This is a genomic window from Dietzia sp. KRD202 (assembly GCF_017168155.1).
In the GTDB taxonomy this organism is placed as follows: domain Bacteria; phylum Actinomycetota; class Actinomycetes; order Mycobacteriales; family Mycobacteriaceae; genus Dietzia; species Dietzia kunjamensis.
In genome coordinates this window covers 96,483-120,365 of sequence record NZ_JABFAN010000015.1, presented here as the reverse complement: position 1 = coordinate 120,365, position 23,883 = coordinate 96,483, and the positions used below count along the sequence as shown (strand labels likewise).

Below are 23,883 nucleotides of genomic sequence, written 5' to 3'. Positions count from 1 at the left end.
GGTCTGTGTCGGGCGGGGCGGTGACGCGGCGTCAGGTACAGATCATCGTGGAGGTGCCCACCCACCGCGATGCCGTGGCACTGGCAGAGGACGCCCCCGACTTCGTCACCCTGCTGCCGCGGGAGGGGGAGCCCGGCACCGCGGTGGCCCGTCGCCTGGCGGGCGTGCTGGACCTCGGCGACGAGTGCGTGCGGACCGTCCTGGGCGGGCGCCGACCCGCTGAGCGCGAGTGGCAGCCGGCGACCGCCGTCTCCTCCGGCCAGCCGTACGTGTTCCTCGCGGGAGAGGCGGGGCTCGTCCGTGCCATGCGCCGCCTCGCCGTGGACGCCGCCGGGGTGCCCAAGGAGGCCGTGGCGTTCATGGGGTACTGGCGGCGCGGCGCCGCGGAGTGCTGAACGGTCCTAGGCGCCGCGGTCGGCGGGCGGGTACGACGGGTCCCGCAGCGCCCTGAGGACATTCGGGTAGCGCGACCCGGGCAGACGGTTCCCGATCGGATCGAAGTGGAGGTTCTCGTCGTCGTCCTCCCACGAGTCCACCGTGATCCGGCCCAGCGTCTTCCACTTGCCGAGCGGTGTGGCGTGCTGCAGGGTCCACGTGCCGCCGTCGCCGGTGGGGATCGCGGCCAGGAGGAGCGGGCGACCGGCGATGAGCACCGGGAACATGGACGTCATGGTGCGGCCCATCGTGCGCCAGCCCGTGGTGAGGACGTACCGGCTCAGCGGGCCCGTGCCGGTGCTGGCCAGCAGGATGTCCACCGGCCTCTCGGCGTGGATGCGGACGGCCATCCCGCCGATATCGGGCACCGCGTCCGGCAGCCCCACCGCGCGGGAGAACCGGATCGTCGCCGGCCAGCGGCCCGTCACGTCCAGCAGGGACGACCCCGTGCGACCGACCCCGGTCACGCTCAGCGTGGCCTCGGCGATCACACCCTTGGGGTGCAGCGCCTTCGGGCGCGCGAGTCGCGCCACCGCGGCCACGGCGCCGAACGCGGACCCGGCCAGACTGGACAGGGGCGCCGAACGCAGCGCGACCTCCTTCGACTCCGTCGTGGTGGGCACGAGAGCGGAGGACCGGGGGGAAGAAGGCTCGGCTGGAGAGCTCGCTGCGGCGTCGTCGCGGCCGGCATTCCGGGTGCGTCGGGACATGGAGTCACGATACCGACCCGCGTCAACCCAGTGCCGATCGTAGGCGGGGCAGCACCCAGTCCCACGCGATCCGCTCCTGCTCCAGACGCAGGTCGCCCCGCGCGGTCAGCAACTCCAGCGTGGCGACCTCGTCCGCGGTCAGTCGCGTGGGTTCTCTCCGGGTGGGTCTGGGGTCCGTGACGGTGAGGTCACGCCAGGTATCGAGGGTCTCGACGTCCATGAGAACGCTGACCGCGTGTGGCGCGTGGTGGCGGAGCCTGTCGAGGATCGCGAAGCCGTGGGAGTCGAGGTCTCCCCAGTAGACAATGAGGGCGGCGAGGGCCCACGGCAGTGCGGCGACGGCATCGACGGCGAATCCCCGCCCGAACAGTGCGACGGCGCCGGGTAGAGGCGGGAGGGCCAGGAACGTGGTGAGATTCTCGACGACGACGAGGTGTTGCGGTCCCGTTCCGTCGTCCCAGAGCTCGGCCAGCTGATCGACCGGGCTCTCCACATCGCGCAGCGGGAAGGGGATCGCGGGGTCGAGGATCCGCATCCGGACGCGGAGGTCGGAGCGTTTGAGTCCCAGCCCGGAGACGATCGGCGGTTCGTCGTGTGCTGCGCTGTCGCGACCCGACCGGGCAGCGTCGACGAGCTGCTCGACCAGACGGATGCGGGTTTCGATCCACTTGGTGTCGACGCCGGGAACCGCGACCTCGCGAGCTCGCAGCCCCTCGGTGGGATGCTCGAGCACCCATCGGCACACTGCGAGCAATCGCTCCATGTCCCGGTCGGGAAGCTTCTCCCAGAGGGGGGCGGTGGCCGCAGCGGCCAGACTGAGTTCGGAGTGGTCGGGGCCCAATCGGAGCAGATCATCCGCCCTGGCGCGCACAGTCTCCCATCGCGCGGCTCGTCCCCCGATCCGCGCGATGGCCCGGTCGCCTCGGATCTCCACGCGCTGAGGAAGGGCGACCACACCGAAGCCGGGCAGTCGACGGTCCGCCCAGGCGACCTCCACCTCGTGGGCGCCGTGGGTAGCGCGCGCGTCGACGGAGGATTCGAACTCCCGCCACCGGCGGATCCAGTCCGCGGTTCCGGTCGGATCGCCGGATGCGCGTGCTGCAGTCGGGCATGCAGTGGAGAATCGCAGGACGTCGGTGGCTCCGGAGGCCGGGTCGGCGAGCCATTCGCGGTACCTTCGAGCGAACCGGGTGGCGCAGGCCTCGGCGAGGTCCGCGGGAGTACGCGGCGGGTTCGGCCCGGCCATGTCAGGTCGCGGCTTCCCAGGTGACCCGCTCGATGCGGGAGCGGCTACCGTCTTCGTTTCCGACCACCACGAGGCCACCGATGTACGGCTCGAGGGTCTGCAGCAACTTGAGCGGGGTCGCCAGAACCATGTGGAACCCGAAGTCGGTGAACACGTCCATCGCGCGGCGGGTGTAGTCGGGGTCGGCCCGGTCGAACGCCTCGTCGAGGACCACCGTTCCGTAGCGGGGCACGTCCGCGTCAACGTCCGCGAGCTGGAACCGCAGCGCCGCGGCGAGACAGAAGAACACCAACTTCTGCGCCTGGCCGCCCGACAGGCCCGAGGACGAATCGTGGTAGTTGGTCGGCGTTCCGGCCTCGTCGATCTCGACCCCGACGAAACCGACGTGCCGCCTGGTGTCCAGCACGGTCTGGCGCCACCGTCGGTCGCCGGCGTCCGCGGATCCCAGCCGGTCCAGTAGGCGCGACATCACCGCGAAACCGGCCTCTGCGGTGTCGACGGTGCGTTTGTCGAGCGCTCCGGAGACCGCCTTCTCCAGGTCGCCCAGGAAGTCGGTGACGGTCTCGGTGCGTCGGTCACGCACGTCGATCTGCAGCCATCGCCCGGACTGGAACTCTGATCGGCGAAGCGAATCGTTGACCGGTCTGATCCCGGTCTCTATCTCGGAGCGGGCGCGGCGGATGTGACGGGCGAGTTCGCCCAGGTTCCGGGTCTGCATGTCCCCGATCAGCCCGAGAAAACGGTCCTCGAACTCCGCGAGGCGGTCGCGGCGGAGCTGGACGAGCCACTCGACGGCCTCACCGACGAACTCCGGATCGGACTTGAGGTCGGCCTTCCTGGCGGGCCACCGTTCCAGGTACGAGGTGAGGACCGAGGTGATCCGACGGTGGATCCTGTCGCGTTCGGTCGCGGTGGCCACCTGCTCGGCGGCGATGGCGCGCTCCGCGCGCTGGCAGACCTCCTGCACGTTGTCGGCGGTCAAGCGGCGCGTCGCCGCCGAGAGTCGCCTCCGGATGCGGGCTGCGGCGGCCTCGTCGATGCCGCGTTCCTCGTGGCCGGTGAGGCCGGCGAGCCGCCTGTCCAGGCTCTCCACGACGCTGGCGGCGACCGCTCCGGCCCTGTTCGCGGAGTCGTAATCCGCCTGGGCCCGCGATTGGGCCTCCTCCGCGGCGCGTAGGTCCCGCTCCATCTCGGCGACTTCCGGGTGCTCCTCGCGCCACTGTTCCAGCCGGTCACGGGCGGCACGAGCACGTTCGTCGGCGGTGTGCGAGTCCACCTCCTCCCACCGCAGGCCCATGAGGGTGATGGCCGCGCGTTGGCGGGCGCGGCGCTGCGCGTCGAGGTCGTCCAGTCCGGCCCACTGCCGCTCGTGCGTGTCCATACGCGCCCGGATCTCGTTCCGGAGGGAGGTGAGCGCGTCCACCTTGGAGTCGTCCATACCGCCCAGCTGGAACGCGGCGGGGTCATCGATCCGTCGACGGTCGTCCTTCTCGAAGCGCGCACCCCGTCTGATCAATCCGTGCAGGGTGACGGCTTTGTCGTGCTGATCCAGTTCGGCGGGGGTCTCGACGCAGGTCACGTCGAACTCGCCGGCGAGCCTGCGGTTGAGCCACTGGCGGAACGGCCCGTCGGCGGGTCGGACCTTGCGAACGAGGCTATAGGGGCCGGTGCGGCGGGTCGCGGAGTCATCGCCGTGGTCGACCACCTCGTAGACCAGACGCACGCCCAGGTGGGTCGAGTCGACGGCGGCGGCAACTCGTGCCCGGAGGTGGTCGGGGACGAGCATCGTGCGGGCGAAGCCGGACAGGACCCGCTCGATCGCGGGACGCCAGCGGGCGTGCTCGGCGGGGACGTCGAGGAGTTCTCCGGCAAACGGCAGTTCGCGCGCACCCAGCCCCGCCGAATCGCACACGAGGTCCCGCGCGGCCAACAAACGCGAGTCGATGTTCGAGCGGTGGCGCAGCAGAGCCTGTAACTGCGCGGTCACCTCCTCGAGCGAGCGCTTCTCTTCGTTCAGGGAGCCGGCCACGTCGCGCAGTGTCTCGCGATCCCGCGCCCGCTCGGCCTCCTGTTCCGCGTCCTCGCGCTCGAGCGTGGCGAGCAGGACGGCGAAGTCCTCGGCGGACGTCGGAAGGGTGCCACCCAGGCGCTCGACCTCGGTCTGTGCGCGCGCACGCCGGGTGGAGACGGCGGTGGCGTGTTCGAGGGCTCGGTCGAGCTCCCGTGCGAGTTCGTCGCGCCCGGCGCCGGCGCTACCCCGGAGGCGGGCACGGATGTCGTCGGTCGCCGTGCGTCGGGCGTCGAGTCGCTCTCGAGTTGACGCGACGCTCGACTCCGCGGCGACCAGCGCCCCGCGGGCCGTCCGCAGCTCCTCTTCGACGAGCTCGGTGGTCACGGCGGCCTGCACCGCGGGAAAGGCCACATTCTCGGCGTCGAGTTCCTCGGCTCGGTCCAGTACGCGGTCCCGGGAGGCCCGGAGGTCCGCGAGAGGGGTCAGATGGGCGATCTGCTCGCGCACGTCGACCACGGACCGGTGGGCTTCGCGGAGTTCTGCGAACTGCGCCACGGCGCGGTCGGCCACAGCGAAGGTGCTCGGCTCCTCCAGCATGAAATCGCGGAAGAGTTGGTCGAGACTCGACAGTGATTTGGCCGACAGGGTCCGGTGCAGCAGGAGCTGAGCGGACTCGGAGGCGATGCCGAGCCGCCGCCGGAACGCGGCGGCGAACGCCGAGTAGCTGTCGTGGAACCGCACCTGCGGGATCTCCCGCTTGAGCGCCCGCTTGTCGATACCGCTGCGGAGATAGCCGAACAGGTCCGGCAGGTCCAGGGGCTCGGTGGACGCGTGCTCACGGATGCCGTGGAGACGCTTGACGCCCGCTGCGGAGTTGTCACCCGAACGCAGGTACATCAACAGCAGGAGGGTTACGCAGGTGCCGCGGCCACACGAGTACGTCAGCGCGATCGCGGAGTAGGTGGCCCTGGGCCGCAGGTAGACGGAGGACAGGTCACCGGATTCGGCGTCGGCGCCGCGCCGCCAGGCACCGCGGATGTAGGACACGAGCGTGCGTCCTGACCCTCGGCCCGCCTCCTCTTGGGCTGCAGCGTTGAACCGCAGGTGAGCGGGGGGCACGAGCACCGCCGAGACGGCGTCGATGAGGGTGGACTTACCGGACCCGGAACCGCCGGTGATGAGGAAGCCCTTCCGCGGAACCTCCACGTCGTGATAACCGTCGAGCGTTCCCCAGTTGCAGACCTGGATCCGCGACAACCGAAGTTGACCAGGGTGTTCCGGAGCCCCGGGAAGCTGCAGTGCTTCAGTCATCGTCGACCACCTCATCGTCGCCCACCTCGTCGTCGAACACGTCGCCCTCGAACAGGGCAGCGTCCCGCCCGGCCGCGCTTTCACCGTCGGGCCCCCCACGCGACTCGATCAGTGCGCGGTACTCGTCGCGGATTCCCGCGACGACGTCCGCGTCGAACAGGTGGCGAAGCACTGGAGAGACCTCGGCGCGGCCCCCGGTCTCCGTGTCCGAGAGCAGTGAGTAGGACTTGAGACGATTCCACGAGGCATCGAACTTGCGCGCGTACCGGCTGCGGTCCGAGTCGACGACCGAACGGTAGACGTCGATCCGCTCGGCCACGTCCTCACGATCCACGATCACGCGCTCGCCAGGCTGGGCCACGGACAACTCGGACCGCAGGTGCAGGAGCAGGACGGTGTCCATGTGCGACAGCGTCTCGGTGCGTAGCACTGCCGGGACGTCAACCTGACCACCCGTGTCGACCTGCCTGGTGAAGGCGATGCCGGCATCATGGTCCAGCACCAGATCGAGGAACACATCCGCCAGTCTCGATCGAATGGCGGGCTCGTCGGAGACCACGGCCGCCCAGATCTCCGGGTGGCGGTGCGCCTGCACCAGTGGGCCAGTGAGCAACCGGGCCAGGGCGCGCCGGGAGGCGAAGGACAGTGTCCCGGTGTCGCCGGGCCACAGGCCCTGATCGGCGGCCTCGTCGGGTCCGTCAGCGTCGGCCGCTGCAGGGGTCGTCACAGATCATCCTCCAAAAATCGCTCGGCGCTGAAGACCAGTGTGGGGATCCGGGCGCTCAGTGTGGAGTCGAAGCCGCTCGACCACGTGACCGTCTCAACCGGACGCGGGTCCTCGGACGGGGCTTCCGCCTGCGTGGCGATGGCCAGGTTCAGCAGTCCGACGATACTGGCGACCCCCTGGGTGGCCGGGTGTTCGCGAAGGACCGCCCCGATCGACGACGGCCCGAACCTCGACACGACGTCACGGACATGAGAGCGGAGTTCGGTCTCGTCGATCTCCGAGGCGCGGACCAGCGCTGTCAGGGCCTCGAGGTCCGCGTGACCCTCCTCGTGGTGCGTGACCTCCGCGGCCACGAGTTCCTCGCCCGGGTTCCGCAGGCGAAGCGCCCCGACCGAGCGGACCGACATGCCGATCCGGCGCAGCGGCACGGACATCCTGGTGTTCGGCCGTACGGCCCTTTCGGTGCTGGCCTCGGCCGCGGAGGCGCGAGCGGACCGGATGAGGGCCAGCATCCGCCGGTGCTCCACGTAGGCGTCGGTGGTGACGAAGTGTCGCAGGCTGCGTGACAGAGAGGTGAGCACCCCGTTGACTTCGGCGCCGGCGGTCTCCATCTCATCGAACAGTCCGCGGAGTCCGCGCCGGGCGGGCGCTGGAAGGTCCGTGACCTGCTGCCGGCCCAGGATGTCGTCGATCCAGGTGTCGACGGAGGCGGAGCGCTCGGGATCGAGCAGTACCGAGTAGAAGGACGAGAAGCTACGGCCGGCCTCGGAGTCGCCGATGAGATCGACCCCACCGAAGACTGCGTCGAGGACGTCGCCGCGGGCACCGTCCTGGTCGAGGAGACGACGTCGAAGATCCTGGTTGAGTGAGTCGAATTCAGCGCGGACGCGGGCGAAGTCCGCGGGGATGTCGTCCGCCCCCCGAAGGATCTCCGACACCTTCTCCGCGACCCGTTCCGGGCCCGCGAGATCCACCTCACCCTCCTCCACACGGGCGATGGCGGCATCGATACGGTCCCGTTCGCGGTGGAGGGCGGCCAATCTGCCCTGGACCGAAGGATCGGTCTCGCGGGCGAGATCCTCCAACTGCCGGGTGAGTGTCTCCACCCGGGACACGGTCAGCCCGCGCCGTGGAGTCTGCAGGCCGTCCAGGAAGTCCATCACGACCAGCGCGGCCTGGGTGGGCTCGAGCGTCTCACCCGTCGCGGCAGTCCCCGGCCGGCGGAGCATCCATCCGGCGTCCACCCAGGTACGCACATAGGACTGTGCAGTGCCGGGGGCCTCCGTGCCGGCATCGCGTACGGCGGTCAGTGTCCGGTCCAGGAACTCGTAGAACTCGGACGAGGGGACACGCCTGGAAGATCCCTCGAACACCTCGCTCAGTACCGCGACGATCAACGGCCACAGCTGACTCCGCAGCAGCGCCAGAACAGCCGACTCGGCGCTGAGGCGGGAGAACGCGAGGTAGCGCGCGAGTGCGGACACGTGTTCATGGTGGCACGCGACACCGACATCACTCGTCCTGAGGTGGCGCCGGAGGTGATCAGTCGTCCACGCCCCGGGCGGCCAACGCGTCGCCCAACTGGTCGGCGGTGGTGAGGGCGCCGAGCACGGTCGGCACCACGAGCGCGCGGATCGACATGCCCAGGCCGCGGGCCTTGCGGGCCTCGGTGACCTGGCGAAGCCGACGCGCGAGCAGGGGGATGGCGCGGATGGTCAATACCAACACCAGTGCGATCCGGTCCGGTGAGACACCGACGTGCCGCAGCGGCTGGGCGGCCCGCGTGACGGCGTCGAGCATGTCCGAGACGCGGGTGGTCAGGGCGACGAGGCCCGCCACCGTGATCGCGACCAGCAGGGCCCCGCAGACCCGGAGGGCGGTGTCGAGGTCGGCGACGATCCACTGGAGTACCAGGATCGCGATGAGCATCGGCAGCACCGGGCGGACCTGGTCCCACGCCGCCCGCGGACGGATCCGTCCGATCGCGTAGAGGACCGCGGTCACCCCCAGGGCGGGCAGCACGTGCCAGGGCTCGCGTATCGCCAGGGTGGCGACGAGGATGAGCACGCACACCAGCAGGATCTTGAGCCCCGCCGGCAGTCGGTGCAGGAGCGAGTTCCCCGGTTGATAGGTGGCGAACACCTAGGCCCCCGGCCCCGAACCCAGGGCGATCCGCCGATAGCCCGCCAGCGCTGGGCCGGGGGCGTCGTCGATCACGACCCGGCCGCCGTCCACCACCAGGACGCGGTCGAAGTCGGCCACGAGGTCCAGATCGTGCGTCACCACCACGAGCTGCTGCTGCAACCCGGCGAACGTCTCGGCGACCAGCGCGCGGTTACGCAGATCGAGCAGGGTCGTGGGCTCGTCGGCGACCACCACGGCGGGTTCGATCACCAACACCGCCGCCAGGGCCAGCAACTGCTTCTGCCCCCCGGAGAGGAGGTGGCACGGATGTTCGGCATGGCCGGCCAGGCCGTAGGTCTCGAGCACCTCCGCGACTCGTCGTCGTCGCTCCTCCCGGTTCAGACCCGAACGGCGCAGGGAGAAGTCCACGTCCTCCTCCACGGTCGGCATGACGATCTGGGTGTCCGGGTCGGTGAAGCAGAACCCCACCCGGCGGCGGATCGCCGCGCCCTTGCGGCGGGTGTCGAGGCCGTCGACGGTCACCGTGCCGGAGGTGGGGACGACGAGCCCGTTGATCATCCGCGCCAGCGTGGACTTGCCGCTGCCGTTGACCCCGACGACCCCGATGCGTCGCTCGGTGAGCGTCAGGTCGACGTCGGCGAGGACGGTCCGGTCACCGTAGGCGTGACCGACACCGTCGAACCGGATCTCCGTTCTGGTCACTTCCGGCGCAGCGGGGCGATCAGGCCGGGGCGTGCCTTGTGGACCTGGGTCGCGACGATCGCCGTGACGACCGCCTTGACCAGATCGCCCGGGAGGAACACCGTGTTGGCGGCGATCGCACCGCCGAGCGTCAGTTCGGTGCGGATGAGCATCCCGGTCACGCCGACGGCGTAGATGACGACGATGCCGCCGAGGACGTTGATGAGCAGTCCCGGGACGAGCCGGTAGCGCGGCATGATCCACGCGGTGAGCAGGCCGATCACGATCACCGCCGGGATCCAGCCGATGAGGAAGCCCGCGGTGGGGCCGGCCAGCGAGGTCAGGGTCGTGCGGCCGCCCGCGAGGACGGGCAGCGCGAGACCGATGACCATGACCGCGAGCACCGACAGGGCGCCCTTGCGCCAGCCGAGCAGTGAGCCGGTGAGCATCACGCCGAGCGTCTGCAGGGTGATGGGCACACCCGCCGAACCGATGCTGATCTGGCCGGGCAGGCCCAGCACCACGATGAGAGCGGCGAACACCGCGATCTGGGCGAGGTCTCGGGTGGCGCTACGGGCCGGGGCCCGGTCGACGGTGGTGCTCACTGGACTCCTTGGCTCCGCGGGTGCTGCTCGACAGCCTGATCCGGTCCATTGTCGCGCGTGTCACGTCGGATGGCCTCATCGGGCTCCAGCGCGTGCGGTCGCCGCCCGGATGGATTCCACTTAGGGTGATCCAGATCACAGTCGGGCGAGCAGGGGTGGCGCGTCATGGGTCGAGCACGAGACGGACGCGGAACACTCATCGTCACATTGCTCGCCGCTCTGGTGCTCGCGGTGGTGTCCGTCGTCCACTCGCCGCCGACCGCGGGTGCCGCGTCGTATTCGGTCTACCTCGATGTCCCGGCCGACAACGCCGACGGTGAACTGGCGGGCGGCGTCTCCACCGGGATGACCACCGACGTGACGGAGCTCCGGGCCGCGCTCGACGTCGTGAGGGCGGCCCGTGTCGCTCCGGAGAGGTACTCGACCCTGGCGCGCCAGTACTGGTTGGCGGTGGGGGCGGAGAACGCCGACATCGACCTGGAGCAGTGGGAACCCGCCCGGGGGTTGGCGGCTAACCTCGACACGGTCGACAAGGTGTACGTCAACTACCTGCGCCTGTACAACTCCCACGACGGGTACTGGTGGGCCGGGATGGCCGGGCTCGCGGGGATGTCGTTCGCCGCCGGGTTCTGGGACCTCGACGACGTCGGCGGTGTGCTCACCGTTCCCGGGGTGCACGAGGGCGAGATGCCGCGCGACGTCCGGCTGCTGGCCACGGTCGGCCCCACACTGCGGCAACCCGACGTGGACTGGTACCTGCACCGACTCCTCGTCATGCAGCGGCACATATTCACGGACATGATCCCGGTGCACGAGGCCTACGCCGCGGGGGGCCTGCCCGCGGTCGAGGAACTCGCCGCGGGAGGTGCGTACGACGACTACGCGCTGGAATCCTGGCGGATGCTCGACGAGGGATCCCCCGACGGCCTGTCCGAGGCGCTGCTGCGGATGGCGTCCCGGGAGCAGAACCAGATCATCGCCGACCAGTGGGATGCCACCGCCTCCGGTCGCGGCGACGTCGGCCGGGTTCTCACCTACATCACCACCGTCGGCGGGGCGCCCGACATCCCGGGCGCCCGCACGCTGGGGCAGTTCCGACCACTCTCGGTCCGCGCGGAGGCGGGCGGTCAGCCGGTGGTCGCCCACACGCCGCTCCCGGCCTTCAACTGGGCCGACCGCGTACCCCGGTGGGAGTACATCGAACAGGACCTGGTGCCGGCGTACCGCTCGCTCGTCCGCGACCGCCCCGACGAGGCGCCGCGGTATCTCGACGTGGGTTTCCGTCCCCGTGCCGAGCAGAACCGGATCCTGGTGCGTCTGCCGGAGTTCGCCGGTCAGATGACCACGGGGTGGGCGGTCGTCCCGGGGCGGTAGGGGAGGACGATCACAACTCCCGGCAGGGCGACCGACTCGCCTGCTCGGAACCGCCCCTCGCCCTCGTGCCCGACACGATGCTGACATCGTGTCGCGAAGATCACCGGGCCGGTGCCGCCCGGATGTGCGCCCGCTCGCCCTGCCGGCCCACCAGGCTGAGGAACTCCACCGGGCCGGCGCTCGTGGCGCCGAACCAGTGCGGGGTGCGGGTGTCGAACTCGGCCGCCTCGCCCGGCGTGAGGACGAGATCGTGCTCGCCGAGGACCAGTCGGAGCCTGCCGTCCAGGACGAACACCCAGTCGTAGCCCTCGTGGACGTGGAGGTGGGGCTCGTCGTCGTCACTCCCGGTGGGGAGCACGAACTTGTACGCCTGGATCCCGCCCGGTCGGCGCGACAACGGGATCACGGTCGCGCCGTGGTCGGTGGCGATCGGCTGCAGCGTCACCCGCGGGTCACCGGTCGGCGGGGCGTCGACGAGTTGGTCCAGGGTGACGCCGTGTGCCCGCGCCAGCGGCAGCAGTAGTTCGAGGGTGGGTCGGCGCTGCCCGGACTCGAGTCGGGACAGCGTGCTGGTGGAGATCCCGGTGGACTCCGCCAGCGCGGTCAGTGTGAGGTCGCGGCGTTGCCGGAGGGCCCTCAGCCGCGAACCCACGGCGTCGAGGGTGCGGGCGGTCGGATCGGTCATGACCCGAGTTTGCCAGACTGGCAAGGTTAGTTGCGACATCCGGGTGAAGGGATCATCGTCGAGGGGTCGGGGCCCGGAACCGGTGGCCCGGAGAGCGGAGGTCGACAGATGGACACGCACAACCAGGAACTGCGGGATGTGGTGGTGGTCGGTGGCGGGGCGGCCGGCCTGAGCGCCGCGCTGACGTCGGCCCGCGCCCGCCGTCGGGTGACGGTGGTGGACGCCAGCGAGCCGCGCAACGCTCCCGCCGAGGGTGTCCACGGGTTGCTCGCCCTGGACGGGGTGAGCCCGTCGGAACTGCTCGCGCGAGGCCGCGCGGAGGTCAGGGGGTACGACGGCGAGGTCATCGACGGCGAGGTCGTGGACACACGCACGGCCGGGCACGGCTTCGACGTCATCCTGCGCGACGGTTCGGTGCTGCCCACCCGCACACTGCTCATAGCGACCGGGGTGAGCGATGAACTCCCCGACATCCCCGGGGTCCGCGAGCAGTGGGGGCGCGGCGTCCTGCACTGCCCGTACTGCCACGGTTGGGAGGTGCGCGACCAGCGGATCGGCATCCTGGGGACCCATCCGATGTCCGCGCACCAGGCCATGCTGTTCCACCAGTGGAGCCGGGACATCAGGTTCTTCAGCGGCGGTCGCCCGATCGACGAGCAGGACCGGGTCTCCCTGGCCGCCCTGGGCATCCCGATCGAGGAGCGGCGGATCTCGGGAGTGGCGGCCGACGGTGGGCGGGTGGTCGGCGTGGAGGTCGACGACGACGAGGTGATCGATCTGGACGCCGTGGTGGTGGCCACCCGGATGACGGTCGGGGTCGAGCCGTACGCGGCCATCGGCCTGGAGGCCGCCGATCACCCGGTCGGCACGGTCATCCCGACCGACGAGATGGGCGCCACCCCGGTGCCGGGGGTGTGGGCCGCGGGCAACTGCGCGGACCTCATGGCGCAGGTCGGGGCGGCGGCCGCCCAGGGGGCCCGCGCCGCACAGCAGATCAACGCCGCGCTGATCATGGCCGACCTCGACAAGGCGATCGAGGTGCGCGATGGCACACGAGTTTGACCGCGCCTACTGGGACGACATCTGGGCGGGTGCCGGCGGCAGCGTCGGAGACGACGACAGTGACCGCCCGGCCGCGATGGCCGCGAACCCCCCGAACCCATACCTGATCCGGGAGGCCTCCCGTCTTGTCCCCGGGACCGCGCTCGAGGCGGGCTGCGGCGCCGGGACCGAAGCGCTCTGGCTGGCCTCGCAGGGCTGGCAGGTCACCGGGGCGGACATCGCCGCGGAGGCGTTGACGATCGCCGCCCGGCGCTCGGCGGAGCTCGGACTGTCCGGCCGGGTGTCGTGGGTCGAGGCAGACCTCGCCGTCTGGGAGCCTCCGGCGCGGTACGACCTGGTCACCACCCATTACGCCCACCCGGCGATTCCGCAGCTGGACTTCTACGAGCGGCTCGCCGGCTGGGTCGCCCCTCGCGGCACGCTGCTCATCGTCGGGCACCTGCAGCACGTCGGGCACGGGCACGCGCACGGGCAGCACGAAGTGCACGGGCAGCACGCAGGGCACGACCGAAGCCCCCAGCCACCGGTCGAGGCCAGCGCCACCGCGCAAGGCATCACCGCGCGGCTCGAGGCCGACCGGTGGGAGATCGTCACCGCCGAGGAGACCTCGCGCGAGATGCCGGGCCACGGCGGCGCGCCCGTGACGGTCCACGACGTCGTCGTCACAGCCACCAGGAGGCACTGAGGCGGTGGGCCGCGGCGTGTGGCCGACCCCCGCGACGGTGGCGAAGGTAGTTCTTATGCATGGCCCGTGTCATCCCCGCTCACCCCGTCTACGGACATCCCACCGAGGAGAAGGTGGTCGACCTCCTTCTCGACCAGCTCTCCGACGACAGCCTGATCGTCGTGGGTCAGCGGGTGTCCACATACGAGAAGGAACACGAGGTCGACATCCTCGTGGCGATGCCCGGCGCGGGGATGGTGGCCATCGAGGTCAAGGCCGGGCAGATCGCGATCGAGGACGGCCTGTGGGTTCAGGGCAGCGGCACCAAGAAGGTCACCATCGACCCGGTCACCCAGTGCCGCGACGCCCTCTACGCGTTGCGCGGGTACGTCAGTGAGGATCCGCGGTGGCCGGTTCAGCTGCAGCGGTGGACCCACATGCTGGTGTTCCCGAACGCCTCGATCCCCGCGGACTTCGCGATGCCGGAGATCCCGCGAGACCGGATCGTGGACCGCGATCAGCTCGACGACCTCGCGATGATCGCCTTCCGGTTGGCCCGGGACTCGGGCCCGGCGGACCGCCCGTTCCTGTCCGCGGACACCGTCGACCGGCTGTCCGAGATCCTCGGAGGTCGGGGGCTGCCCCAGCGCGACGTGGTGGCCCGCGCGGCCGAGAACGCCGACATCGCCGACGCGCTCACCCGTGAACAGTCGGTGCTCCTGCGGGCGGTCGACGCCCTGCCACGGGTGGAGATCCGGGGCGGCGCGGGCAGCGGCAAGACCTATCTGGCGCTGGAGCAGGCCCGACGGTTGTCGAGGGATGGGCAGCGCGTCGCCCTGATCTGCTACTCGCACGGGCTGGCCAGCTACCTCAAACGAGTCACCGGCGGATGGAAGCGGCGGGAGCGACCCGCGTACGTCGGCGAGTTCCACGCCCTGGGCGTCGAGTGGGGCGCGCCGGTGGGCCCGGACGAGCGGATTCGGTCCACGGAGACGGTGCGGTGGTGGGAGGAGGATCTGCCCGGGTTGATGTCCGACCTCGCGGACCAACTGCCCGACGGCAAGCGATTCGACGCCGTGATCGTCGACGAGGCCCAGGACTTCGCCGACAGTTGGTGGCAGCCGGTCGTCGGAGCGCTGCGTGACAGGGAGAACGGTCGGCTCATGATCGTCGGCGACGCGGGCCAGAGTGTGTTCGAGCGTGCCGGCCGTCCGCCCGTGGACCTCGTGCCGCTCGTGCTGGACCACAACCTGCGCAACACGCGGCAGATCGCCAGCGCGTTCATGCCGCTGGTGGGTCAGCGCATGGAGTTGCGCGGCGGCACCGGCCCCGCCGTCCGGTACGTGGAGGTGCCGGAGGGCGCCGATCCCGTCGCGATGGGAGACGACGAGGCGATGCGACTGCTCGACGAGGGGTGGGAGCCCCGCGACGTGGCGTTGCTGACCATCGGCTCGCGTCACCCCATGCAGGTCGAGCTCCAGGAGGACGGCAACGACGCCTACTGGGAGACGTTCTGGGACGGCGAGGACATCTTCTACGGTCACGTCCTCGGCTTCAAGGGTCTCGAACGACGTGCCGTGGTCCTGGTGTGCAACAGCTACGAGGGCATCGACCGCCTCCGCGAGCGCATCTACGTGGGACTGTCACGGGCGACGGACGTACTCGTGGTGGTGGGAGAGATCGACACCTGAGCTCTCGCGGACGACACCGGCCGCCCCGGCCTCGAGGGGAGGCCGGGGCGGCCGGGGCGCGACGGAGTGGTGGATCAGCTCCCGAGGTCGGTCTCGCCCTCGACGAGCTCGGCCTGCTCGGCCCTCTGGTTGCCGTGCGAGACGGCGATCTTGCGCGGCTGGGCCTCTTCGGCCACCGGGATCACCAGGCGCAGGACGCCGTCGGTGTAGTCGGCCTCGATCTTGTCGGTCGCCAGGCCCTTGCCCATGGCGAGCTGCCGGGCGAAGGTCCCCGACTGCCGCTCGTGCATGAGCCACTGCGCGTCACCCTCGGCAGGCGCCCGCCGCTCGGCGCGGACAGTGAGGGTGCGGTCCTCCACGTCGATGTCGATGGTGGAGGGGTCGACCCCCGGCATATCGATGAGCCCGACGAAGCGATCGCCCTCCTTGTAGAGGTCCATCGGCAGGGAAGTCGAGGCGGTGGCGCTGCGGAGCCCCTCGCCCAGGAGGCGATCGAGCTCACGGAACGGATCGAAACGGGTGCTGGTGGCCATGATGGTCTCCTTCTGGGCTGATCGGTGTGCGCCCGGTATCTCCGGGGTCGCACACGGTTCAACCCTCGAGCGGAGTTGAGTATTCCCGACTCAGGTCGACATGTTTCGGTTGAGTCCGCTCCGCTCAGCCCGGAGGCCGACGTGGTTCACGGGAAGGCCGGGTTCGGTGGAACCGGAGGGGTACCTCGCGCCGTCACACCGAGTAGGAGAGGCTCGGGCGCCCACCGAGAACGGGCGTCCACAGTGTGCGGACATCGGGGCGGGTGCCTCGGCTATGGCCTGGTGGAGAGCCCTCGCGTTCGAAGGTCAGACGATGCGGGGGTCCGATTCCCCTGAGGTGTTCGTCCTCCTGACCTTCAGCGTGATGTTCTTCGTCGCGGCCGATCTGACGGGGGCGATTCTTCTCTGGCATCTGAAGTGGGGTGAACGAACCATCATGAGGACTCGTGCCGCGGTGGCGGGACTGATCATCGTGTACGGCGCGGCGTCCACCACGACGCTCGCCCTCATCGCGGCGTCCGAGTGGGCGCTGGGTGCGATCCTGCCGGGGGCGTTCACCGCCTACGTTCTGTATTTCACTGTTCGCGAGTGGCGCGGGCACCGCGTCCGCCGGGACCGGCGGGACAGTCCCCACCCCGGGGAGTCGTGAAACGTTGTCGCACTGCTGGTCGTTCTTCGCCGTGGCTCTCCCTTACTCCCGGACGAGGTTCCCGGGGAAAGCGCTCGTCCCGGCGGGTTTCGACGCTGACGAAGCCCGGGATCGGCGACTCCACGCCGGACCTGCCCCGGGGCGCGGGTGCGCGCGCCGGATCCCCGGGATCCACCCGCGCAGGTGGCCCGGATCGCGGTGCTCGCGGCCGCTACTAGACTCGTGAAAGGTCGTCGCGTGCGGCGTCCGCAGTACCGCGTTCTCCGGAACGCGGTGCTCGCGGGCCCGTTCGTGCCGTCCCGACACCCCACTGAAAGGCCACACCATGCTCTCCCGCATCGACCTGCGCGGTCGCTCACTCGGCACGGCCGAGTTGCGACGCACACTCCCGCGCGGCGCCGCCGACGTCGATTCTGTCGTCGACACCGTCCGCCCGGTGGTCGAGGCGATCCGCGAGCACGGGGCCCCGGCCGCACTCGATTACTGCGAGAAGTTCGATTCGGTCCGTCCGGCGTCGGTGCGGGTCCCGGCCGAGGTCATCGCCCGGGCGGTCGACGAGTTGGACCCTGACGTCCGAGCCGCGCTGTCCGAGGCGATCCGTCGTGCCCGCATCGTCCACTCAGCGCAGCGCCGCAGTGACACCGTCACCGAGGTCGCCCCCGGGGGGTTCGTCACCGAGCGGTGGGTACCGGTCGAACGCGTGGGCCTCTACGTTCCCGGCGGCAAAGCCGTTTACCCCTCCAGCGTCATCATGAACGTCGTACCGGCGCAGGTCGCCGGGGTCGGGTCGCTGGCAGTGGCCTCTCCGCCCCAGGCGGATTCCGGTGGCTGGCCGCACCCGACCATTCTCGCCGCGTGCTCACTGCTCGGGGTCGAGGAGGTCTGGGCGGTGGGCGGCGCCCAGGCCGTGGCGTTGCTCGCGTACGGCGGTCAGGACACGGATGACTCCGTTCTCGAGCCCGTCGACATGGTCACCGGGCCCGGCAACGTGTACGTCACCGCCGCCAAGCGCCTCTGCCGCAGCGTCGTGGGCATCGACTCCGAGGCGGGCCCCACCGAGATCGCCATCCTCGCGGATGACACCGCCGACCCGGTCCACGTCGCGTACGACCTCATCAGCCAGGCGGAGCACGACCCGAACGCCGCGAGCGTCCTGGTCACCCACTCCGAGACGTTGGCGGACGCCGTGGACCGCGAGATCGAGTCGCGCTACGAGGTGACCCTCAACTCGGACCGGGTGCGCGAGGCGCTCGAGGGTCCGCAGTCGGGCATCGTCCTGGTGGACGATATCGAGGCCGGTCTGCGGGTGGTCGACGCCTACGCAGCCGAGCACCTCGAGGTCCAGACCCGCAATTCCGCAGCCGACGCCGCCCGCGTGCGCAATGCCGGCGCGATCTTCGTGGGCGCCTACTCGCCCGTCCCGCTCGGGGACTACGCGGCGGGGTCCAACCACGTCCTGCCCACGTCCGGTACGGCGCGACACTCGTCGGGGTTGAGCGTGCAGACCTTCCTCCGGGGGATCCATGTCGTCGACTACGACCAGGCCGCCCTCAAGGAGATCGCGCCGACCGTGGTCGCACTCGCGGACGCCGAGCGGCTGCCCGCGCACGGTGAGGCCGTACGGGCCCGATTTGAGGACCTCGGCGCGGGAGAGGACGGACGATGACCGATTCCCCACGTCCCGGAGTCGGGCTCGGCGCCCTCCCGCTGCGGGAGAATCTCCGCGGACAGAGCGCCTACGGGGCCCCGCAGCTCGAGGTCCCCGTACAGCTCAACACCAACGAGAACCCACACCCGCCCAGCGCGAAACTGGTCGCCGACATCGCCGGCGCCGTCGCCGCAGCCGCCGAAGACCTCAACCGCTATCCCGACCGCGACGCCGTCGCACTGCGCACCGACCTGGCCTCGTACCTGACCCGCCAGACCGGCGTCGATCTGGACGTGGAAATGGTCTGGGCCGCCAACGGTTCCAACGAGATCCTGCAGCAGCTGCTGCAGGCGTTCGGCGGGCCCGGGCGCAGCGCCATGGGCTTCGTCCCCAGTTACTCGATGCACCCGATCCTCGCGGCCGGAACCGATACCGAGTGGATCCCGGTGGATCGCGGGTCCGACCTGTCCATCGATATCGCCGCTGCGGTGGCGGCGATCGAGGAGCACCGGCCGGACGTGGTGTTCGTCACCACGCCCAACAACCCCACGGGGCACGTGGTCGACCTCGACGACCTGCGACGCCTGCTCGACATGGCCCCCGGCATCGTGGTGGTGGACGAGGCGTACGCGGAGTTCTCGCCGTCCCCGAGCGCCTGCACCCTGCTCGCCGACTATCCGACCAAGCTCGTCGTGTCGCGGACCATGAGCAAGGCGTTCGCCTTCGCGGGTGGCAGGCTCGGCTACTTCGCGGCCGACCCGTCCTTCGTCGAGGCCGTACTGCTCGTACGGTTGCCCTACCACCTGTCGATGATCGCGCAGGCCGCTGCCCGTGCGGCGCTTCGTCACGCCGACGAGACGTTGGCCTCCGTCGCGCTGCTCGCCGGGGAACGCAAGCGCGTCACCGCCGGGCTGGAGGAGCAGGGCTTCGAGGTGCTTCCCAGCGAGGCCAACTTCGTGCTCTACGGGCCGTTCGTGGACGCGACGCGCGCGTGGCGGCGTTATCTGGACGCCGGCGTGCTGATCCGCGACGTGGGCATCCCGGGTCGACTTCGTGCGACCATCGGGCTCGAGCACGAGAATGATCGGCTGCTGCGGGTGAGCGCCGAACTGGCGGCCGAGGAGATCGAGACCCGAACCGAGGAGAAGCGATGAGTGAACAGACCGCGCGGCGGGGTCGCGTCGAGAGGACGACCAGGGAGTCGTCGATCGTCGTGGAGATCGACCTCGACGGGACGGGCCGGTCCGACATCTCGACCGGGGTGCCGTTCTTCGACCACATGCTGACGGCCTTCGGGCAGCACGGCGCCTTCGACCTCACCGTGCGCGCGACGGGCGACAGCGAGATCGAAGCGCACCACACGGTGGAGGACACCGCGATCGTCCTGGGACAGGCACTCGCGCAGGCCCTCGGCGACAAGCGCGGCATCCGCCGCTTCGGTCAGTGTTCCCTGCCCATGGACGAGACGCTCGCCGAGGCGATCGTCGACGTCTCCGGACGGCCCTACTTCGTCCACACCGGTGAGCCCGAGATGATGGTCGGCTACGTCGTGATCGGTCACGACAGCGCGCCCTACGGCACGGTGCTCAACCGGCACGTGTTCGAGACCCTCGCCTACAACGCCCGGATCGCGTTGCACGTCCGCGTGCACTACGGCCGCGATCCGCACCACATCACCGAAGCCGAGTACAAAGCGGTCGCGCGCGCTCTGCGCGCAGCCGTCGAGCCGGACCCGCGGATCACCGGCATCCCCTCGACCAAGGGCGCGCTGTGATGCCGGCGTGACCCCGCGCGTCCACACCCCGGGGGCGTTCTCGAAGCTGGCCCGTACCCCCGGGGTCCCGGCCGCGTTCGTCCTGGTCCTGCTCGCCTTCGGCGGGTTCTCCCTGCTGCTGCCCGTGGTGCCGCTCGCCGTGGTCCGTGGAGGCGGGAGTGAGTTCGTCGCGGGCGCCACCACCGGTGTGTTCATGACCGTGACCGTCCTGTTCCAGCTCGCCACCCCGAGAGTCACGGCCGCGATCGGTTATCGCTGGGTACTGGGTATCGGCAGCGCGCTGCTCGGTCTCCCCTCGGGTCTGCTCGCACTGTTCGACGGCCCGTTCGCGGTATTGGCGATCAGTGGAGTGCGAGGCGCAGGATTCGGCATGATGACCGTCGCCGGCTCGGCTCTGGTGGCAGAACTCGCGCCCCCCGGCATGCTCGGTCGGGCGACGTCGCTGATCGGACTCGCCGTCGGCATCTCCGAAGCCATCTTCCTGCCGGTCGGCCTGTGGCTGCTCGACCTCTTCGGCCTGCCCACGGTGGCCTGGGCGGCCACCGGGTTCGGCGTCGTGGGACTGGTCGCCGCCGCTCGACTGCCTCACGTGTTCCCGAGCCCCCCGGGGGAGTCGGACCAGTCGGCGCTCGGCCCGAGGCAGGTCGTTCTCCTCCTGGCCGGGCCGTTCCTGGTCATGGTGGCGGTGACCCTGCCCTACGGAGCAGCGGCATCGTTCCTGTCACCCGCGTTGGATTCCATCGTCTCCGGAAGCGGCGCGGTCGTCGCCGGCGTGGGACTCGGACTATTGGGCGCCGGTGTCATCGTCGGCCGCACCGTCGCCGGGCTCATCTCGGACCGGCGCGGACCGGGCGCACTGGTCTGGCCGGGTCTCGGGGTGGCGGCACTCGGAATGCTCGGCATCGCCGGGTTGTTGACGATTGAGGTGAACCCCTGGTGGTTCCTCGTCCCGACCGTCATCTTCGGTCTCGGGTTCGGAGCCGTCCAGAACGAAGCCCTGGTCGCGTCGTTCGAACGGATGCCGCGCTCGCGCCTGGGGACGGCGTCCGCGTCGTGGAACATCTCCTTCGACGCCGGTACCGGTCTCGGATCCGTCGTCATGGGCGGGTTCGCCGGCTTCGGCTACGTCGTGCTGTTCACCGTGGCGGCCGGAGTCGTCCTCGCGGTGGGCGGCCCGGCGGCGGTGGGCGCCCGACGCACCAGGCCCACGCGCGATCTGACCCTGACCGACACCAGCGATAAGGTGAACCAATGACGACTTCCGCCACACGGGTAGCACTCCTGGACTACGGCTCGGGAAACCTGCGGTCCGCGCACCGTGCGCTCGAGCGGGTCGGCGCCGAGGTCGAGCTCACCTCGGATCCCCGCGTCGCCACCGAGGCGGAGGCGCTGGTCGTGCCGGGGGTCGGCGCGTTCGCCGCCTGCATGAAGGGCCTCGAAGCGGTCAAGGGCCCCCGGATCATCGGTGAGCGTCTCGCCGGCAGCCGGCCCGTCCTGGGAATCTGCGTCGGCATGCAGGTCATGTTCGAGCGAGGCACCGAGTTCTCGGACGGGGAGCACGAGGACTCGCCGGGCGTCCCCGGGTGTGGTGAGTGGCCCGGTGTGGTGGAGAAGCTGCACGCGCCTGTGCTGCCGCACATGGGTTGGAACACCGTCGAGGTGCCCTCGAACAGCGTCCTGTTCGCCGGCATGCCCGCCGACGAGCGGTTCTACTTCGTCCACTCCTACGGCGTCCAGCACTGGGAGATGGAGCCGTCGGATCATCTGCGCGCCCCGGACGTCACCTGGGCCGAGCACGGCACCAGGTTCATCGCGGCTGTGGAGAACGGGCCGCTGTCGGCCACTCAGTTCCACCCCGAGAAATCGGGCGACGCGGGACTGCAGCTCCTCGAGAACTGGATCCGTTCTGTCCGATAGGGGTGAAGGGGACCGGGCCCCGGTGTCCTTCGCCGTGCTCGCGCTGGGCGTGGCCGGGGCGGGAGTCCTCGGCCTCGCGCTGACCGCGATCGCGGTGGCCGTGCTCCCCGTGCCGCCGGTCGGCAAGGCCGTCGTCGCACTGGTCGGGCTGATCCTCGCGGTCGCGGCGATGGGTCTGGTGTCCAACCGCATCACCGATCGCGCGATCCGCGCCGAGTACGGCGAGGAGCCCGGCGGGCAGGCGGAGCGCCCCGGTGACGACGGACTAGGCTGATGGCCGTGACCAACGCCAATTATCTCGAACTCCTGCCCGCCGTCGACGTCGCAGACGGTCAGGCCGTCCGTCTCGTACAGGGGGAGGCCGGGACCGAGACCTCGTACGGGGCGCCGCTCGACGCGGCGCTGCAGTGGCAGCGTGACGGTGCGGAATGGGTTCACCTCGTGGACCTCGATGCCGCGTTCGGCCGGGGCTCGAATCGCGATCTCCTCGCCGAGGTCGTGGGGGCGCTCGACGTCAAGGTCGAGATGTCCGGTGGCATCCGCGATGACGATTCGCTCGAGGCCGCCCTGGCCACCGGCTGTGCGCGCGTGAACCTCGGTACGGCCGCGTTGGAGAACCCGGAGTGGTGTGCCTCGGCCATCGCCCGGCACGGCGATCGGATCGCGGTGGGACTCGACGTGCGAGTGGTCGACGGCGAGCCCAGGCTGCGTGGTCGCGGATGGGTCTCCGACGGCGGCAACCTCTGGGAGGTTCTCGAGCGTCTGGACACGGACGGCTGCGCCCGGTACATCGTCACCGACGTGTCCAAGGACGGCATGCTGAACGGGCCCAACCTCGAGATGCTCTCGCAGGTGTGCGCGGCCACCGATGCCCCTGTCGTGGCGTCGGGCGGTGTCTCCTCGGTCGCGGACCTCGAGGCCATCGCCACGCTGGTGCCGCAGGGTGTGGAGGGCGCGATCGTCGGCAAGGCGCTCTACGCGGGCCGGTTCACCCTTCCCGAGGCGCTCGCCGCCGTCAGCCGACGCTGACCACGCGGCCTCGTGACCGCCAGGTAGCTTCCCGACCCCGCATGACCTCGAGCAGGAGGCCCGAGATGGACGATCAGACCGGAAATGCCCTGCCGACGGACCTCCCCGTCGACCCGGCCGAGGCGCTCGCACTGGCGACGCGCGTGCTCGACGAGGTGACTCCTCGCTTCGTCGAGGGGGTCGGCGCGAAGGGCATCCAGAACAAGGGATCGCGCAACGACTTCGCGACCGAACTGGACCTCGAGTTGGAACGCCGTATCTCGGAGGCCCTGAGGGAGGGGACAGGGCTCGAGGTGCACGGTGAGGAGTACGGCGGTCCGCCCGTCAACGAGGGCACCCTCTGGGTGGTGGACCCCGTCGACGGCACGGCCAACTACTCGTTGGGCATCCCGACCGCCGGCATCCTGGTCTCGTTGGTCCACGAGCGTCAGCCGGTGCTGGGGCTGACCTGGTTGCCCCTGCTAGGGATAACGTTCACCTCGATCGCGGGGGGACCGCTCAAGGAGAACGGCGCGGAGGTCTCGCAGATCTCCGACGTCTCCATCCGCGACGTCGCACTGGGGCTGGGTTCCCTCAACACCGGTGCCCGCACGACCTACCCTCCGGCGTATCGCCGCGAGGTCTTCGAGCAGCTCACGCTCGACGCGGCCCGGACCCGCAAGTTCGGCTCCACCGGGGTGGACCTGTCTTTCGTCGCGTCGGGGCGACTGTCGGCGGCGGTCAGCTTCGGCAACTTCGCGTGGGACAACGCGGCCGGCGCCTCCCATGTCCGCGCAGCGGGTGGTGTGGTCACCGACCTCACGGGGGAGCCCTGGTCCACCGACTCCCAGTCCATCCTCGCCGCGGGCCCGCGAGCCCACGCGGAGGTCCTCGACACGATCCGTCAACTCGGCGAGCCGAGCAACTTCTTCGAGGCCGGGCGACGGCGCGCCACTCCGGAACCCGAGAGCCCCCGTCCGTGGCTACAGAGCGGGCGGTGACCGGAT

General features: G+C 70.4%; 24 protein-coding genes. 14 read left to right on the top strand and 10 right to left on the bottom strand.

What is annotated here, in order from left to right:
• The coding region (locus J1M64_RS10565) for an SIP domain-containing protein (RefSeq protein WP_206474158.1) at positions 1 to 395 on the top strand (395 nt) is incomplete at its 5' end.
• A 6-nt stretch (positions 396 to 401) separates the two neighbouring features.
• On the opposite strand, the gene J1M64_RS10560 is transcribed toward J1M64_RS10565, so the two are convergent.
• Genes J1M64_RS10560 through J1M64_RS10525 form a run of 8 tightly spaced genes read right to left on the bottom strand, consistent with a single transcriptional unit; the run spans position 402 to position 9,871 of the window.
• The gene (locus J1M64_RS10560) at positions 402 to 1,145 is read right to left on the bottom strand and encodes a phosphodiesterase (protein ID WP_067713922.1); all 744 of its coding nucleotides are present in this window, start codon (positions 1,143 to 1,145) and stop codon (positions 402 to 404) included.
• A gap of 22 nt (positions 1,146 to 1,167) precedes the next feature.
• The gene (locus J1M64_RS10555; protein WP_206474157.1) at positions 1,168 to 2,391 is read right to left on the bottom strand and encodes a Wadjet anti-phage system protein JetD domain-containing protein; all 1,224 of its coding nucleotides are present in this window, start codon (positions 2,389 to 2,391) and stop codon (positions 1,168 to 1,170) included.
• 1 nt (position 2,392) lies between these two features.
• Complete coding sequence (locus tag J1M64_RS10550) at positions 2,393 to 5,713, bottom strand: ATP-binding protein (protein ID WP_206474156.1); 3,321 nt, start codon at positions 5,711 to 5,713, stop codon at positions 2,393 to 2,395.
• Complete coding sequence (locus J1M64_RS10545) at positions 5,706 to 6,440, bottom strand: DUF4194 domain-containing protein (protein WP_069390395.1); 735 nt, start codon at positions 6,438 to 6,440, stop codon at positions 5,706 to 5,708. Before J1M64_RS10545 ends, J1M64_RS10550 begins: the two co-directional genes overlap by 8 nt.
• Entirely contained in the window at positions 6,437 to 7,924 is a 1,488-nt protein-coding gene (locus J1M64_RS10540; protein WP_206474155.1) for a DUF3375 domain-containing protein, read from the bottom strand. Before J1M64_RS10540 ends, J1M64_RS10545 begins: the two co-directional genes overlap by 4 nt.
• 58 nt (positions 7,925 to 7,982) lie before the next feature.
• On the bottom strand, positions 7,983 to 8,582 hold the full coding sequence (locus J1M64_RS10535; RefSeq protein ID WP_206474154.1) for an energy-coupling factor transporter transmembrane protein EcfT: 600 nt from the start codon (positions 8,580 to 8,582) through the stop codon (positions 7,983 to 7,985).
• Positions 8,583 to 9,287, bottom strand: coding sequence for an energy-coupling factor ABC transporter ATP-binding protein (locus J1M64_RS10530; protein ID WP_206474153.1), 705 nt, complete (start codon positions 9,285 to 9,287; stop codon positions 8,583 to 8,585).
• Positions 9,284 to 9,871 (bottom strand): biotin transporter BioY, encoded by a 588-nt coding sequence (locus tag J1M64_RS10525; RefSeq protein ID WP_206474152.1) that lies wholly within the window; start codon positions 9,869 to 9,871, stop codon positions 9,284 to 9,286. Before J1M64_RS10525 ends, J1M64_RS10530 begins: the two co-directional genes overlap by 4 nt.
• A gap of 165 nt (positions 9,872 to 10,036) precedes the next feature.
• On the opposite strand from J1M64_RS10525, the gene J1M64_RS10520 reads away from it, so the two are divergent.
• A complete protein-coding gene (locus tag J1M64_RS10520; protein WP_206474151.1) occupies positions 10,037 to 11,245 on the top strand; it encodes a hypothetical protein in 1,209 nt (402 codons plus the stop codon).
• 100 nt (positions 11,246 to 11,345) lie between these two features.
• On the opposite strand, the gene J1M64_RS10515 is transcribed toward J1M64_RS10520, so the two are convergent.
• On the bottom strand, positions 11,346 to 11,930 hold the full coding sequence (locus J1M64_RS10515) for a helix-turn-helix domain-containing protein (protein ID WP_120285857.1): 585 nt from the start codon (positions 11,928 to 11,930) through the stop codon (positions 11,346 to 11,348).
• A gap of 108 nt (positions 11,931 to 12,038) precedes the next feature.
• Here J1M64_RS10515 and J1M64_RS10510 point away from each other — a divergent pair, with 108 nt between their 5' ends.
• From J1M64_RS10510 to J1M64_RS10500, 3 genes are read left to right on the top strand one after another with little or no spacing between them, the layout of a single operon-like run.
• Positions 12,039 to 12,992, top strand: coding sequence for an NAD(P)/FAD-dependent oxidoreductase (locus tag J1M64_RS10510; RefSeq protein ID WP_206474150.1), 954 nt, complete (start codon positions 12,039 to 12,041; stop codon positions 12,990 to 12,992).
• Positions 12,976 to 13,677, top strand: a complete 702-nt coding sequence (locus tag J1M64_RS10505; protein WP_206474149.1) for a bifunctional 2-polyprenyl-6-hydroxyphenol methylase/3-demethylubiquinol 3-O-methyltransferase UbiG — start codon at positions 12,976 to 12,978, stop codon at positions 13,675 to 13,677. Before J1M64_RS10510 ends, J1M64_RS10505 begins: the two co-directional genes overlap by 17 nt.
• Before the next feature lie 59 nt (positions 13,678 to 13,736).
• A complete protein-coding gene (locus tag J1M64_RS10500) occupies positions 13,737 to 15,347 on the top strand; it encodes an AAA family ATPase (RefSeq protein WP_206474148.1) in 1,611 nt (536 codons plus the stop codon).
• A 74-nt stretch (positions 15,348 to 15,421) separates the two neighbouring features.
• On the opposite strand, the gene J1M64_RS10495 is transcribed toward J1M64_RS10500, so the two are convergent.
• On the bottom strand, positions 15,422 to 15,880 hold the full coding sequence (locus J1M64_RS10495) for an Hsp20/alpha crystallin family protein (RefSeq protein WP_067713942.1): 459 nt from the start codon (positions 15,878 to 15,880) through the stop codon (positions 15,422 to 15,424).
• A gap of 313 nt (positions 15,881 to 16,193) precedes the next feature.
• Here J1M64_RS10495 and J1M64_RS10490 point away from each other — a divergent pair, with 313 nt between their 5' ends.
• From J1M64_RS10490 to J1M64_RS10450, 9 genes are all read left to right on the top strand, one after another.
• Positions 16,194 to 16,529 (top strand): hypothetical protein, encoded by a 336-nt coding sequence (locus tag J1M64_RS10490; protein ID WP_154830844.1) that lies wholly within the window; start codon positions 16,194 to 16,196, stop codon positions 16,527 to 16,529.
• Positions 16,530 to 16,854: 325 nt separating this feature from the next.
• Positions 16,855 to 18,195, top strand: a complete 1,341-nt coding sequence (gene hisD / locus J1M64_RS10485) for a histidinol dehydrogenase (RefSeq protein WP_206474147.1) — start codon at positions 16,855 to 16,857, stop codon at positions 18,193 to 18,195.
• The gene (locus J1M64_RS10480; RefSeq protein WP_206474146.1) at positions 18,192 to 19,331 is read left to right on the top strand and encodes a histidinol-phosphate transaminase; all 1,140 of its coding nucleotides are present in this window, start codon (positions 18,192 to 18,194) and stop codon (positions 19,329 to 19,331) included. Before hisD ends, J1M64_RS10480 begins: the two co-directional genes overlap by 4 nt.
• A complete protein-coding gene (hisB, locus tag J1M64_RS10475) occupies positions 19,328 to 19,951 on the top strand; it encodes an imidazoleglycerol-phosphate dehydratase HisB (protein ID WP_067713951.1) in 624 nt (207 codons plus the stop codon). The genes J1M64_RS10480 and hisB overlap by 4 nt, the downstream gene beginning before the upstream one ends.
• 7 nt (positions 19,952 to 19,958) lie before the next feature.
• Positions 19,959 to 21,206, top strand: a complete 1,248-nt coding sequence (locus tag J1M64_RS10470; protein WP_206474145.1) for an MFS transporter — start codon at positions 19,959 to 19,961, stop codon at positions 21,204 to 21,206.
• Positions 21,203 to 21,868 (top strand): imidazole glycerol phosphate synthase subunit HisH, encoded by a 666-nt coding sequence (gene hisH, locus J1M64_RS10465; protein WP_067713964.1) that lies wholly within the window; start codon positions 21,203 to 21,205, stop codon positions 21,866 to 21,868. The genes J1M64_RS10470 and hisH overlap by 4 nt, the downstream gene beginning before the upstream one ends.
• A gap of 22 nt (positions 21,869 to 21,890) precedes the next feature.
• Positions 21,891 to 22,142, top strand: coding sequence for a hypothetical protein (locus J1M64_RS10460; protein WP_067713966.1), 252 nt, complete (start codon positions 21,891 to 21,893; stop codon positions 22,140 to 22,142).
• Positions 22,142 to 22,897: a bifunctional 1-(5-phosphoribosyl)-5-((5-phosphoribosylamino)methylideneamino)imidazole-4-carboxamide isomerase/phosphoribosylanthranilate isomerase PriA gene (gene priA / locus J1M64_RS10455; RefSeq protein ID WP_067713969.1), complete on the top strand. Its 756-nt coding sequence runs from the start codon at positions 22,142 to 22,144 to the stop codon at positions 22,895 to 22,897. The genes J1M64_RS10460 and priA overlap by 1 nt, the downstream gene beginning before the upstream one ends.
• Positions 22,898 to 22,962: 65 nt before the next feature.
• Positions 22,963 to 23,877, top strand: coding sequence for an inositol monophosphatase family protein (locus J1M64_RS10450; protein ID WP_096905588.1), 915 nt, complete (start codon positions 22,963 to 22,965; stop codon positions 23,875 to 23,877).
• Positions 23,878 to 23,883 lie beyond the last annotated feature (6 nt).